The organism is Mycobacterium sp., from assembly GCF_032161845.1.
In the GTDB taxonomy this organism is placed as follows: Bacteria; Actinomycetota; Actinomycetes; order Mycobacteriales; family Mycobacteriaceae; genus Mycobacterium.
In genome coordinates this window covers 1-11,803 of sequence record NZ_JAVRQA010000305.1, presented here as the reverse complement: position 1 = coordinate 11,803, position 11,803 = coordinate 1, and the positions used below count along the sequence as shown (strand labels likewise).

At 65.5% G+C, this 11,803-nt stretch carries 15 protein-coding genes and 1 pseudogene; 8 read left to right on the top strand and 8 right to left on the bottom strand.

Going from position 1 to position 11,803, the window contains the following annotated elements; genetic code table 11:
- The 3 genes from QOD90_RS16720 to QOD90_RS16710 form a co-directional block, all read left to right on the top strand.
- Positions 1 to 571: acyl-CoA dehydrogenase family protein (locus QOD90_RS16720; protein WP_526351640.1), on the top strand; the 571-nt coding region annotated here is incomplete at its 5' end.
- Positions 572 to 730: 159 nt separating this feature from the next.
- Complete coding sequence (locus tag QOD90_RS16715) at positions 731 to 1,354, top strand: TetR/AcrR family transcriptional regulator (protein WP_526351638.1); 624 nt, start codon at positions 731 to 733, stop codon at positions 1,352 to 1,354.
- Complete coding sequence (locus tag QOD90_RS16710; RefSeq protein WP_526351636.1) at positions 1,351 to 1,857, top strand: hypothetical protein; 507 nt, start codon at positions 1,351 to 1,353, stop codon at positions 1,855 to 1,857. The genes QOD90_RS16715 and QOD90_RS16710 overlap by 4 nt, the downstream gene beginning before the upstream one ends.
- On the opposite strand, the gene QOD90_RS16705 is transcribed toward QOD90_RS16710, so the two are convergent.
- From QOD90_RS16705 to QOD90_RS16690, 4 genes are read right to left on the bottom strand one after another with little or no spacing between them, the layout of a single operon-like run.
- A complete protein-coding gene (locus QOD90_RS16705; protein ID WP_526351634.1) occupies positions 1,850 to 2,815 on the bottom strand; it encodes an NADPH:quinone oxidoreductase family protein in 966 nt (321 codons plus the stop codon). The two genes, QOD90_RS16710 and QOD90_RS16705, sit on opposite strands and share 8 nt — an antisense overlap.
- Positions 2,816 to 2,821: 6 nt before the next feature.
- On the bottom strand, positions 2,822 to 3,814 hold the full coding sequence (locus QOD90_RS16700) for a phosphotransferase family protein (protein WP_526351644.1): 993 nt from the start codon (positions 3,812 to 3,814) through the stop codon (positions 2,822 to 2,824).
- A 38-nt stretch (positions 3,815 to 3,852) separates the two neighbouring features.
- Positions 3,853 to 5,151 (bottom strand): acyl-CoA dehydrogenase family protein, encoded by a 1,299-nt coding sequence (locus QOD90_RS16695; RefSeq protein WP_526351632.1) that lies wholly within the window; start codon positions 5,149 to 5,151, stop codon positions 3,853 to 3,855.
- Complete coding sequence (locus QOD90_RS16690; protein ID WP_526351642.1) at positions 5,138 to 5,791, bottom strand: TetR/AcrR family transcriptional regulator; 654 nt, start codon at positions 5,789 to 5,791, stop codon at positions 5,138 to 5,140. The genes QOD90_RS16695 and QOD90_RS16690 overlap by 14 nt, the downstream gene beginning before the upstream one ends.
- A gap of 175 nt (positions 5,792 to 5,966) precedes the next feature.
- On the opposite strand from QOD90_RS16690, the gene QOD90_RS16685 reads away from it, so the two are divergent.
- Genes QOD90_RS16685 through QOD90_RS16675 form a run of 3 tightly spaced genes read left to right on the top strand, consistent with a single transcriptional unit; the run spans position 5,967 to position 7,761 of the window.
- A complete protein-coding gene (locus QOD90_RS16685) occupies positions 5,967 to 7,256 on the top strand; it encodes a cytochrome P450 (RefSeq protein ID WP_526351630.1) in 1,290 nt (429 codons plus the stop codon).
- The gene (locus QOD90_RS16680; protein ID WP_526351628.1) at positions 7,256 to 7,444 is read left to right on the top strand and encodes a ferredoxin; all 189 of its coding nucleotides are present in this window, start codon (positions 7,256 to 7,258) and stop codon (positions 7,442 to 7,444) included. Before QOD90_RS16685 ends, QOD90_RS16680 begins: the two co-directional genes overlap by 1 nt.
- Before the next feature lie 32 nt (positions 7,445 to 7,476).
- Positions 7,477 to 7,761 carry a DUF1330 domain-containing protein gene (locus QOD90_RS16675; protein WP_526351626.1) on the top strand — a complete coding sequence of 95 codons (285 nt, stop codon included), beginning with the start codon at positions 7,477 to 7,479 and terminating at the stop codon, positions 7,759 to 7,761.
- A gap of 4 nt (positions 7,762 to 7,765) precedes the next feature.
- Here QOD90_RS16675 and QOD90_RS16670 read toward each other — a convergent pair whose 3' ends face one another.
- Positions 7,766 to 8,401, bottom strand: coding sequence for a TetR/AcrR family transcriptional regulator (locus QOD90_RS16670; protein WP_526351624.1), 636 nt, complete (start codon positions 8,399 to 8,401; stop codon positions 7,766 to 7,768).
- Positions 8,402 to 8,507: 106 nt separating this feature from the next.
- On the opposite strand from QOD90_RS16670, the gene QOD90_RS16665 reads away from it, so the two are divergent.
- A complete protein-coding gene (locus tag QOD90_RS16665) occupies positions 8,508 to 9,539 on the top strand; it encodes a Rieske 2Fe-2S domain-containing protein (RefSeq protein ID WP_526351622.1) in 1,032 nt (343 codons plus the stop codon).
- Positions 9,536 to 10,627: an NAD(P)H-dependent amine dehydrogenase family protein gene (locus tag QOD90_RS16660; RefSeq protein WP_526351620.1), complete on the top strand. Its 1,092-nt coding sequence runs from the start codon at positions 9,536 to 9,538 to the stop codon at positions 10,625 to 10,627. The genes QOD90_RS16665 and QOD90_RS16660 overlap by 4 nt, the downstream gene beginning before the upstream one ends.
- On the opposite strand, the gene QOD90_RS16655 is transcribed toward QOD90_RS16660, so the two are convergent.
- The 3 genes and pseudogenes from QOD90_RS16655 to QOD90_RS16645 all read right to left on the bottom strand — a co-directional run.
- Positions 10,624 to 11,400, bottom strand: a complete 777-nt coding sequence (locus tag QOD90_RS16655) for an alpha/beta fold hydrolase (protein WP_526351618.1) — start codon at positions 11,398 to 11,400, stop codon at positions 10,624 to 10,626. The genes QOD90_RS16660 and QOD90_RS16655 overlap by 4 nt on opposite strands.
- Before the next feature lie 10 nt (positions 11,401 to 11,410).
- Entirely contained in the window at positions 11,411 to 11,611 is a 201-nt protein-coding gene (locus tag QOD90_RS16650; RefSeq protein ID WP_526351616.1) for a ferredoxin, read from the bottom strand.
- A 60-nt stretch (positions 11,612 to 11,671) separates the two neighbouring features.
- Positions 11,672 to 11,803 (bottom strand): annotated as a pseudogene (locus QOD90_RS16645) (cytochrome P450); the annotation flags it as partial.

The window sequence follows — 11,803 nt, the reverse complement described above, 5'->3', positions numbered from 1 at the left end:
GGAGGGCTTCACCCGCGGTCGCGAGTTGGAGAAGATGGGCTGCAAGGTGCAGGACACCGCCGAGCTGTCGTTCGTCGACGTGCGCGTGCCCGCGGCCAACCTGCTGGGGGAGGAGGGCGAGGCGTTCGGCTACCTGGGGCACAACCTGCCGCAGGAACGCCTCACCGTCGCCGTCGGGTCGGTGTCGCAGGCGCGGTCTGCGATCGCAACGGCCATCGATTACACCAAGGACCGCAAGGCCTTTGGCACGCCCGTCGCGTCGTTCCAGAACACCAAGTTCGAGCTCGCCGCGTGCTCGACGGACGTCGAGGCCGCGCAGGCGATGCTGGACCGGGCGATCACGCTGCACGTCGAGGGCGAGTTGTCCGGCGCCGATGCCGCGCGGACGAAACTGTTCTGCACCGAGATGCAGCAACGGGTGGTGGACCGCTGCCTGCAGCTGTTCGGTGGCTACGGCTACATGATGGAATATCCGATCGCCAGGTTGTACACCGACGCCAGGGTGGCCCGCATCTACGCGGGCACCAGCGAGGTCATGAAGGTGATGATCGCCAAGTCGCTGGGGCTGTAGCGTCCCCGCGGGCGGCGCGTCATTTCGGCGTGGACAGCGGCTGGCCGCCGCTCAGCACGCCGAAATCGCTGGTGAGCGACGTGTGAAAAGAGACCCTTGTCACAGCGGCCAAACCTACCTACTGTGTGTTCACTAGGTTGGTTCGAACGAGGGAGTTCGGTGTCCGCTCTGGAGCAATCTCCGAGGCCGTACGCGACGTTGCTTGCCAAGGGCGAGGATCGCAAGGCGCGGATTCTCGAGGTCGCCGAGCGACTGCTGGCGCGCCACGGGTGGCGTAATACCTCGCTGGCGCAGATCGCTCGGGAGGCGGGAGTCAGCCCGGCGGGGCTGCTGCACCACTACGAGTCCAAGGAACAGCTGCTCAACGCCGTCCTCGACGCGCGCGACAACGACGACGACGAGCATGCCGACCGAACGGGTGACCTCGTCACCGAGATCTGCAAGGTCGCCGAGCGTTTCCACCGCGCTCCCGAGCTGGTGGGCACCTTCACGGTGCTGCTGATCGAGAACATCGCCCCCGACGCCCCTCTGCACGACCGGCTGGTCAAGAGGCAGCAGGCCGCGGTCGACATCGTCGCCGAACTGATCAGACGCGCGCAGGAAGCCGGCGTCTACCGCACGGACTTCGACCCGGCCATCAAAGCCGTGGAGATTCTCGCCTTCACCAATGGAATGGAGACCGCATGGTTGCTCGATCCTTCGATCCCCCTGGGCGACGTCTTCAAGGGATACGCGGAGATGCTCGCCCGAGACTTCGAACCGGTGGACAGGAGCAGGACATGAGGTATCGCCTCGACGTGGTTTCTCCAAGCGTTCCCGAGGTCGTCAAGTTCGCGGGCGGCTGGCTGGTCGATCGCGTGATGGCCGGCTGGGACGTCACCGTCCTCATCGACGGAGCCCAGGATCTGCGACCCCTGGAGATCCTCGGCGTCGCCACCCAGGATCTGGAAGCCGCGCTGGAGATGTGGGCGGACCGGCCGCACCCCCAGACCGTGGCAGTGGCCTCGGAGCTATTCTCCGCCGACGCGCGAGTCCGGCGAGGCGTGCTCAATGCGCTCGACCACGGGCAGACCGAGGTCACGCTGTGGGGTGAGCACTGGCCTGAAGAGCTCGACGACACCGTGGGCTCGGTGCGCCATCAGCTCAGTGCGGCGGCCCGCGCCTTCAAGGCCCAGGCGCTCGCCGCCATCGATCCTCCGGTCGTGGTCGTCGGTGACGCCGAGACGTTCCGTTGCGGGGCCATGGCTCGACCCTCGGTGGCAGCCGATCTCATCCCGGCTAGCTGATGTCGATCAGCACCTTGCCGACGGCCTCACCGTCGGCCACCTTGCGAAGCGCCCGCGCGGTGTCATCGAGCGGGTACGACGCACCGATGTGAGGTGTTACGCGCCCCGTCGTCAGGAGCGTCCCCAGCTCCTCCTCGTTGCGACCGAACTCGGCGGCGGACACGTCCTGGAACTGAAAGCCGAGGACTTGAATTCCCTTGACCAGGACCAGGTTCAGCGGGATCCGGGGGATCACGCCAGAGGCGTAACCGATGGTGACGAAGCGGCCGCCGCGGCGCAGGGACCGTAGCGCCGGTTCAGCGAGGTCGCCGCCGACCGGGTCGAGGACGGCATCCGCACCGTCGGGCAGCGCAAGCCGCAGCGCTGCCCGCAGATCCCCTTCGCGATGATTCAGCAGATTCATCGCGCCGTAACTCGCTGCGACCGCGAGCTTTTCGGCGGAGGACGCCACCGCGGTGACCCTGGCGCCGAGTGCGACGCCCAGTTGCACGGCGGCCAACCCGACGCCGCCGCCCGCGCCGAGGACGACGAGTTCGTCGCCAACGGAGACGCGGGCCACCGACCGGAGCGTGTGATAGGCCGTGCGGTGGGCCACGCCGAACGCCGCCGCGGTGCGGGCGTCGATGCCGTCGGAGATCCGGCTCAGGGCCGCAGCGGGTACCGCGACCCGCTCGGCGAACGCGCCGAAGAGCCCGGTTCCCGTGACTCGGTCGCCAACGGCGAAACCCGTTGCCTCGGCGGACACCTCGTCGACGACACCGGCAAACTCGCTGCCCGGCACGAATGGTGGTGGCACGCTGATCTGGTACCGGTTCGCGACGATCAACACGTCGGGGAAGTTGACTGCCGCCGCCTCAACACAGACCAGCACCTGTCCCGGTTCGAGTGTCGGGTCCCGACCTTCCTCGACCCGAACCACCTCGGGAGGTCCGTAGGCCGGACATACTGCGGCACGCACCGGTGCTCAGCCGCGGTAGTCGGTCGACTCGGCGAGGTTGGCCGCCGACGCCATCAGGTCGCTGACGACCGGGCCGAAGGCCAGAAGTTTCTCGTCGTCACCCGCGCGCTGGAAGCCCTGCTCCAGCACGATGGCCAGCTTCCACTTGGCCAGCACCAGGTAGTAGTCGAGATCGTCGACCTGACGGCCCGAGACCTCGGCATAGTGCGCGACGACCTGGTCGCGCGACGGCATGCCCCGCATGTCGACGTAGCTCATGTCGGCGCCTTCCGGGTTGGCCGTGTCTTCCGGCCAGCTCTGCACCATCCAGCCCAGGTCCAGCTTCGGGTCGCCGACCGTGCCCATCTCCCAGTCGACCAGGGCCGCCAACTGCGCCGGGGCGCCGTGGTGGTACATGACGTTCGCGAACTGGTAGTCGCCGTGCATCAGGCCAGGAATGTAGTCGAGCGGCTCGTGCGATTTCAGCCATGCGGTTGCGGTGGCGAGGCCGTCGAGATCGCGCTTCTTGATGCGTTCGAAGAATCCGATCCACCGGTCGACCTGACGCTCGTGGAAACCGTCGGGCCGACCCAGGTCTGCCAACCCCTTGGCCTTCCAGTCCACCTTCGACAGCAGCGCGATGCCCTCGGCGAGTTGATAACTCAGACCCGGCCGGGTGCCGAGATCACTCTGGAACGGCTCGGCCCACTTGCCGTGCTGATCCATCGGGGACCATCCGTCGACGAAGCCCATCAGATAGAACGGTCGACCGAGCACAGTCGGGTCCTCGCACACGCCGACCGCCGCGGTGTGCGGCACCTCGGTGCCATCGAGCGCCTCGATGATGCGCCACTCCCTCAGGATGCCCTTGTCGCGATCCGGCGGTGCGCTTGGCGGTGGCATCCGGATGACGCATCGCTCGTCACCCCGGGTGAGCTCGTAGATCACGTTCTGCGTTCCGCCGGAGAGGAACCGGGTGCTCAGCGGTTCGCCCTTGCCGGGGAGCGCGGCCTCGTCCATCCACGCGGCGAGGCGATCGGTAGCGATCTCCGTTTCGGTCACTGGTTTCCCACTTCCAGCTCGAGGAATTCGGCGTACTTCGCGCGCGCGGCGTCACGCTTGCGGGGAATCCACTCGGTCGGCCACACGTCGTCGCTGGCGCTGTAGTCACGCAGCACCTGCTTGGCGACCGTCGTCTTGTGCACCTCGGTGGGACCGTCGGCCAATCCCATGACCGCCGCGCCAGTGACCATGCCGAGGAACGGCATCTCGTTGGTGACGCCGAGGGCACCATGAACCTGCATTGCGCGCCAAGCGATGTCGTGGAGAACCGTTGGCATGACCACCTTGACGGCGGCGATGTCCTTGCGCACCCTCTTGTAGTCGTTGTACTTGTCGATCTCCCACGCGGTGTAGAGAACCATCAGCCGGAACTGCGTGAGCTGGGCGTAGGAGTCGGCGATGTAGCCCTGGACTGCCTGCTTGTCGGAGAGCAGGCTGCCTGCCGTCTCGCGGCTCAGCGCACGTTCGCACATCATGTCGAGGGCCTTCTGCGAGAGTCCGATGGTGCGCATCGCGTGGTGAATTCGGCCACCGCCCAAGCGGGTCTGCGCGATCACGAAGGCCTGTCCCTCGCCGCCGAGAAGCGCCGAATCGGGCACCCGCACGTTGTCGTAGTGAATCAGGGCGTGTGAGCCCTCGCCCTCCTGCTCGCCGTATAGGCCCGCATTGCGGACGATGTTCACCCCTGGCGTGTCGGTGGGAAGAAGGAACATCGACATGCCCTGATACGCGCTGACGTCGGGATTGGTCACCACCATCACGATGAGGAAGGAGGCCGTACTTGCGTTGGACGAGAAGTACTTCCAGCCGTTGATCACCCAGTCGTCGCCGTCGCGCACCGCGCTGGTCTTGAACTGCGTTGGGTCGGCGCCGCCCTGCGGTTCGGTCATCGAATAACTGGAGAAGAGCTCGCCATCGAGGAGTGGGCGCAGGTAGCGCTCCTTCTGCTCGGGCGTTCCGTAGTGCGCGATGATCTCGGCGTTGCCGGTATCGGGAGCTTGGCAGCCGAAGACGATGGGCGCCCATTGCGACCGCCCGAGGATCTCGTTGAGCAGCGCCAGCTTGAGCTGGCCGTAACCCTGGCCGCCGTATTCGGGTCCGAGATGCGTCGCCCACAAACCCTTTTGGCGAACCTGCTCCTTGAGCGGGTCGACGACCTTTCGCCTGGCCTCGTTCAGCGGAGTGAACTGAAGGTGCGGCCAGATCAGATCGAGCGGCTCGACCTGTTCGCGCACGAACTGATCAGCCCAGTCCAGTAGTGCCTGGTAGTCGGGGTCGGTCTCAAAGTCCCACATGTGGCCTCCTTGCCCTTCGGGGTGCGTGTCCATTGATGATCGTGACGATGTCCGTGGTGACGACGTCGGCGAACGACCTCGTCCCGAATGCGCCTGCGGCCCAGTGCCTGGCGCCCTCGCTCACCAGGGTCTGGGCCAGGTACGCGAGGTGAGCGACGTCGACCTCGGCGCCGAGCTTGCGGTCGGCCTTGGCGCGGGTGAACAGCTCGGTGAACATGTCGGCGTCCACCTCGGGAGGGCCTTCAGCGGCGAGGATGCGGTGCTCGTGGCGGTAACCCTCGAGGATCGTCTCGATGACGAGTTCGCGCGGGTTGCGGGCCATCGAGCGCTCGAAGGACTCGAGCGCGGCGGAGATCACCGCCTCGATCTCGTATGGCAGTTCGAGCAGTGCGTGCATGGTGCGATGGGCTGATTGCGTCGACATGACGCCGACCTCGAACAGCACGTCTTCCTTGCGGGGGAAGTAGAAGTAGAACAGCGCCTTCGATACGCCGGCAGCAGTACAGATGTCGGCGACCGTCGTGCCGGCGTACCCCTTGGTGCGCCACAGCGCCATCGCGGCCTGTACCAGTTGCCGCTTGGTCTCGTGCGACTTCGCCCGTTGAAAGGTCGCGCGGCGCTGACCGCGGTCAGCGGTCATCGACGCAATGGGATCGGCCACGACTGCACCATAACCCGTTTCAAGAAAGCTGACCAGAGTCAAACTAACTCGCGGCCGGTGACCCACGTTGACTACGAAGCAGTGCTATGGAAATCTAATACCCAAAGATGAGAATCACGTTCTCGAATGATGAGATCGTCGAACGGAGTGGCGCATGACCATCGACCCCGCAGGTATCGACTGGTTCAAGGACCCGCGGCTGGTCGCCGACCCGTATCCGTTCTTCAACGCGTTGCGCGACAAGTGCCCGGTCCAGGCCGAGGACCACTACGGCGTCACGATGGTGACCGGCTGGGAAGAGGCGGTCGCCGTCTACAACGACGAAAAGACCTTCTCGTCGTGCCTCTCGGTGACAGGACCGTTTCCCGGCTTTCCGGTGCCGCTCGAGGGTGACGACGTCACCGATCTGATCGAGAAGCACCGCGACGAACTCCCCTTCAGCGACCAGCTGCCCACCCTCGATCCGCCTGTCCACACCAATCACCGATCACTGATGATGCGGCTGATCACCCCCAAGCGCCTCAAGGAGAACGAGGACGCGATGTGGGCGCTGGCCGACGAGGTGCTCGACGACTTCCTGGCGCCCGGCAGTGGCGAGTTCATCAAGGGCTTCGCCAGCCCCTTCACCCTGCTCGTCATCGCCGACCTGCTGGGCATTCCGCCGGAGGACCGCAACGCCTTCGTCGACGGCATCTCGCACAACTCCGGTGGCGGGGTCGGCAGCACCAGCAGCGAATCGCTGTCGCACTCACCGCTGGAATTCCTCTACGGGCAGTTCGAGGAGTATGTCGAGGACCGTCGGCGCAACCCGCGCGAGGACATCCTGACCGGCCTGGCCACGGCGAACTTTCCCGACGGCACCACCCCCACCCCCGGCGACGTCGCCCGCGTGGCGACGAACGTCTTCTCGGCGGGGCAGGAGACGACCGTCCGGCTATTGGGCACCGCGTTGAAGGTGCTCGGCGACCGCCCGGACGTCCAGAAGCGGGTGCGTGAGGACCGCAGTCTGCTGCCGAACTTCATCGAGGAGGCGCTGCGCCACGAAAGTCCCGTCAAGGGCGACTTCCGGCTCTCCCGCACGCCGGTGACCGTCGGCGAGCACGACCTGAGCGCGGGTACCACCGTCATGGTGGTCAACGGCGCCGCCAACCGTGATCCGCGGCGCTTCGAGGAGCCCGACGAGTTCGACCCTGCTCGGAAGAACGCGCGTCAGCACCTCGCGTTCGGCCGTGGCATCCATAGCTGCCCAGGGGCGCCGCTGGCCCGCGCCGAGACGCGCGTCGGGTTGGAGCGACTGTTGGACCGCACCACCGACATTCGCATCTCGGAGCAGAAGCACGGTCCGGCGGACGCCCGCGACTACCGCTACATTCCGACGTTCATCCTGCGTGGGCTCACCGAACTGCACCTCGAGTTCGACGTCCGCGAGTCACGCGGCGTCTGATGAAGGTCACAGTCGATGAAGACCGCTGCGCCGGCCACGGCATGTGCCTGACGCTGTGCCCAGAGGTCTTCGAGATGTCCGATGACGGCTGGGCCGTCGCCGCTCCCGACGAGGTGTCAGCGGAGTCGGAGAGTGCGGCTCGCGAGGCCATCGAGAACTGCCCAGAGCACGCGATTTCGGAAATCTAGTTCAATCTGGTTCACCAACAAGGAGTTTCGCCATGCCAAAGGGCTACGTGATCATCACCGAGGACATCAAGGACCCGGCAGGAATGGCCGAATACGGCAAGCTGGCAATGAAGGCGATGGGTGGGGCCACGATCCTCGCCGTCGACACGAAGCCGACCGTCATCGAGGGTGACTGGCCCGCCACGCAGACCGTCGTGCTGGAGTTCGAATCCGTTCAGGCGGCCAGCGAGTGGTACTACTCAGACGCCTACCAGCAGGCGGCGAAGATCCGCCAGGGTGCGGCGGAATGCAACGGGGTGATCCTCGCCGGCTTCTGAGCCTCTAGCCGTCGACTGGCGACTGCGAGAGGTAGGCGACGAGCGCCTTGGTCAGAGTCTCCCTGGCGACGTCGAGATCGGCGTAGGAACCCAGTTGGCGCTCGGAGACGAGGCCCCGCATCGCTCCTGGGATGAGGGTGGCCACTCCGTGCACCCGGTCAGGCGCGAGGTCGAGATCGGCGAAGGCCCGTTGGCACGTCTCGAGCCAGCTCTTCTCCCAGGAGGCGAGCTCGGCAGCTGTTTGCGGATATAGCCGCTCGAGTTCCTCGGGATCGCGGGGGAGCGCGGCCCGGAGGTTCTCGATGGCGCGTGAATCTGCCGACGACAGACCGTGATACAGGGTGTCGACGATGCGACCGACGCGTCGATGCAGGGATGTGTCGGGCTCCACGGGCGTCGACAGTAGGCCTGCCCGGCGTTCGGCGGTGCGGTGAAGAACCGCCGCCCAGAAGCCGTCGATGTCGCCGAACTGATACTTCACGGCGCCCCAGGTGGCGCCGATGTCCTTGGCGATGCGATTCGCCGACACCGATCCCAATTGCCCCGAGGCCAGTGACTTCAGCGCTGCCTCGAGGATGTTCTCGCGGGTCGCGAGGCCGCGGCGATTGGTCCGCCGGCCCACGATCCCCGCGTCGGTCATCGGTCGATCGTATCGGCTCATCAAGTTTCATAGAACCCACTGTCATTTTTTCATCGAGGTATCTATCATTCGGTGAGCGCGCAGTAACGAGGAGGGGAAGCCGAAGATGGCGAAGCCGCCGTTGTCGATGAGACCGACCGGATGGTTCCAGGTGGCATGGTCTGAGGAGATCGGTGTCGGCGACGTCCACACGATGAAGTACTTCGACCAGGAGATGATCGGCTGGCGTGCGGAATCGGGTCAGGTGACGGTGATGAACGCCTACTGCGAACACCTCGGTGCGCACCTCGGTTTCGGCGGCACGGTGGTCGGCGAGGTGCTGCAGTGCCCGTTTCACGGGTGGCAGTGGAACCAGGATGGTCGCAACGTCTGCATCCCCTACGAAGACCGGCCCAACCGCGGCCGCCGCATCACGACGTACCCGGTCGCCGAGCGCAACCAGTCCATCTACATCTGGCACGACATCGAAGGCCGCGCACCGTACTTCGACGCGCCTGACGTGTTCGCAAGCTTCGCCGACGGCAGCAGCCTGGAGGCCTACTACCCACAGCAGCGACTGTTCCGCGAGGGTCTGGAACTACACCCGCAGTACGTACTGGAGAACGGCGTTGACTTCGCCCACTTCAAGTACGTGCATCAGACGCCGATCGTTCCGGTGTTCACCCGGCACGACTTCGCCGAACCGATGTCGTACGTCGACTTCACCATCACCTTCGAAGGTGACGACGGCCAGAAGATCGAAGACGTCGACAGCGGCGTCGAGGCGATCAATGGGGGACTGGGCATCGCCGTCACCAAGAGTTGGGGCATGGTCGACAACCGCACCATCTCGGCCATCACCCCGGTGGACGAGTTCACCTCCGACGTGAGGTTCATGGTGTACATCGGCCGGACGCCGGGGCGTGAAGGCGAGCGTGCCGAGACGAAGGCACGGGCCTTCGGTGAGGAAGTCATCCGGCAGTTCGGCCAGGACGTGCACATCTGGGCCCACCAGCGTTACTCCGACCCGCCGGCCCTTGCGAACTCCGAGCAAGCGGGGTTCACCGCAATTCGCAACTGGGCCAAGCAGTTCTATCCCGACGGTAAGGGCGGCAGTGCCGCCGAGCTGGCCGACGCACGAGAAGGGCAATCCCGATGACCACACCGACCACCCCGCCGATCAAGGTCTTTCAGGTGGCCACCGGCAACGTGGGTAGCGAGATGATCAAGCGCATCCAGAACCGGACCGACCTCGAATTGATCGGGGTGCATTGCTATTCGCTTGACAAGGTCGGCAAGGACGTCGGTGAGCTGGTGGGCATCGGACCCGTCGGCGTCACGGCCACCGGCAGCGTCGAGGAGATCATCGCCGCGAAGCCGGATGTGCTGACCTTCCACGGCGTGTTCCCCGACGAGGATCTCTACGTCAAGGTCCTCGAGGCCGGAATCAACATCGTCACCACCGCGGACTGGATCACCGGCTGGCATCGCGACAAGAACCATCCGCACCCGTCGGGCAAGTTGGTGTCCCAGCTCCTCGCCGAGGCGTGCGAGCGGGGCGGGTCCAGCTTCTACGGCACGGGAATGAACCCCGGCGTGAATCAGATTCTGGGCGTTGTGTGTTCGGCCGACGTCGCCGACATCGAGAACGTCACGACCGTCGAGTCGGTGGACGTGTCCTGCCACCATTCGAAGGACACCTGGATCGAGGTGGGTTACGGCCTGCCCGTGGACGACCCGTCGATCCCGTCGAAGCTGGAACGCTACACCCGTGTCTTCGCCGACAGCGTGCTGATGATGGCCGACTGCTTCGGCCTGGAACTCGACGAGGTGAAGTTCACCTACGAACTCGGCGCCTGCACCAAGGACGTCGACCTCGGCTGGTACACCCTGCCGAAGGGATCGCTCGGCGGCAACTACATCAAGTACCAGGGCATGGTGGCCGGTGTGCCCAGGGTGGAGACCCACCTCGAATGGCAGATGACGCCGCACACCGATCCGAGCTGGGACATCAAGGGCTGCTACATCACTCAGATCAAGGGCGATCCCTGCATCTACAACAAGCACATGATCTTTCCCAGGCCGGGCATCGACCTGTCCAACCCGGACAACTTCGCCTCGATCGGCATGACAGTGACGGGCATGCCGGCCCTCAACTCGATCGAGTCGGTCGTCGCCGCACCGCCGGGACTGCTCACCAGCGCCGACCTCCCGCTGCGCGGGTTCGGCGGCCGGTTCAAGCTCTAGTTGGGGAGCAGCGGCCCGACCGGCTTGGTCGTCGTCGCGTGCACCAGCAGTTCCGCGAGCTCGGCGGGCCGGGACAGAAACGGCGAGTGGGACGCGTCGATGGTCAACGGTTCGACGCCGAGCCGCCGTGCGACCGTATCGGCCAACCACCGCGGCATCGACCTGTCCTGCAGGCAGAGAATGTAACTGCGCGGCAGATCGGCCGCCCAGAAGCGCGCGACCGAGACGGGGGTAACCGTCGTGTCGCCGAAGCGTTCCGGGCCGAGGCGCTCGAACGCCCAGCGTGCCAGCTGCTCGTCACAGTCGTGGTAGAAGTACTTCCACGCACCGTCGAAGTCGGCGAAGGTCATTGCGCCTTCGTCGTCGAAGTGCAAGTAGCTCAACATCTCTCCGACGTCACCGTCGAACTCGTTGCCCAGTTCGACCGGGCCTTCCTCGGCGTCGCGCATCGCCATCGCCTCCGGATACGTCCGATTCTCGCGCGGTAGCGCAGCGGCGAGGTACACGACGTGGCTGACCAGTTCGGGCCTCGCGTCGGCGGCCAGGGTGGCGTCGAAGCCGCCACCCGAGTGCCCGACGAGTACGTCGCCGCCTTCCAGCGCCGCGACGATCGCATCCCGCCGATTCGCCAGGGTTGACTCCTGGTCGACCAGCGCCCCATGGCCGGGCAGGTCGACGGCGTGTCCCGAATGCCCCAACTTCGCCAACTCGATGATGGTGCGCTCCCAGCACCAGGCGGCGTGAAAACCGCCGTGTACGAACACGAATCGCACTGGCGAGGCGCTACTGGTCGATGATGGCGATGGCCTGCCGCGGGCACTGGCGGACGGCTTCGCGGACGAGCGCTTCGTTCTCCGGCGTCACTTCGTCCTGAAGCACGTGCAGGAAGTCTTGGTCGTCGAGGTCGAAGACTTCCGGGATGATGCCCATGCACACCCCGTTGCTCTCGCAGAGGCCGAAGTCGACCTCGATCTTCTGGGTCATGGGCGAGCCAGCTTTGCTTTTCGCCTGGTCATGCGCGATCCCGCTCCGCTTCTCGCTGGGTCATCTCAACACCTTCACGGGCACGTGGCTGAATCCCGCGACGTTCTGCATGTTCACCCGCCGCAAGCCGTCGAAGTCGACCTCGTAGCGCGGCATGAAGTCGAGCAGATGCTCCAGTGCGAGCGCGGTTTC

What these genes read in the sequence shown, in the direction of transcription:
- QOD90_RS16710 (WP_526351636.1), top strand. Translation starts at nt 1,351, where the DNA reads ATGAGGTATCGCCTCGACGTGGTTTCTCCAAGCGTTCCCGAGGTCGTC.
- QOD90_RS16700 (WP_526351644.1), bottom strand. Translation starts at nt 3,814, where the DNA reads ATGGACGAGGCCGCGCTCCCCGGCAAGGGCGAACCGCTGAGCACCCGG.
- QOD90_RS16695 (WP_526351632.1), bottom strand. Translation starts at nt 5,151, where the DNA reads ATGTGGGACTTTGAGACCGACCCCGACTACCAGGCACTACTGGACTGG.
- QOD90_RS16690 (WP_526351642.1), bottom strand. Translation starts at nt 5,791, where the DNA reads ATGACCGCTGACCGCGGTCAGCGCCGCGCGACCTTTCAACGGGCGAAG.
- QOD90_RS16685 (WP_526351630.1), top strand. Translation starts at nt 5,967, where the DNA reads ATGACCATCGACCCCGCAGGTATCGACTGGTTCAAGGACCCGCGGCTG.
- QOD90_RS16680 (WP_526351628.1), top strand. Translation starts at nt 7,256, where the DNA reads ATGAAGGTCACAGTCGATGAAGACCGCTGCGCCGGCCACGGCATGTGC.
- QOD90_RS16675 (WP_526351626.1), top strand. Translation starts at nt 7,477, where the DNA reads ATGCCAAAGGGCTACGTGATCATCACCGAGGACATCAAGGACCCGGCA.
- QOD90_RS16670 (WP_526351624.1), bottom strand. Translation starts at nt 8,401, where the DNA reads ATGACCGACGCGGGGATCGTGGGCCGGCGGACCAATCGCCGCGGCCTC.
- QOD90_RS16665 (WP_526351622.1), top strand. Translation starts at nt 8,508, where the DNA reads ATGGCGAAGCCGCCGTTGTCGATGAGACCGACCGGATGGTTCCAGGTG.
- QOD90_RS16660 (WP_526351620.1), top strand. Translation starts at nt 9,536, where the DNA reads ATGACCACACCGACCACCCCGCCGATCAAGGTCTTTCAGGTGGCCACC.
- QOD90_RS16650 (WP_526351616.1), bottom strand. Translation starts at nt 11,611, where the DNA reads ATGACCCAGAAGATCGAGGTCGACTTCGGCCTCTGCGAGAGCAACGGG.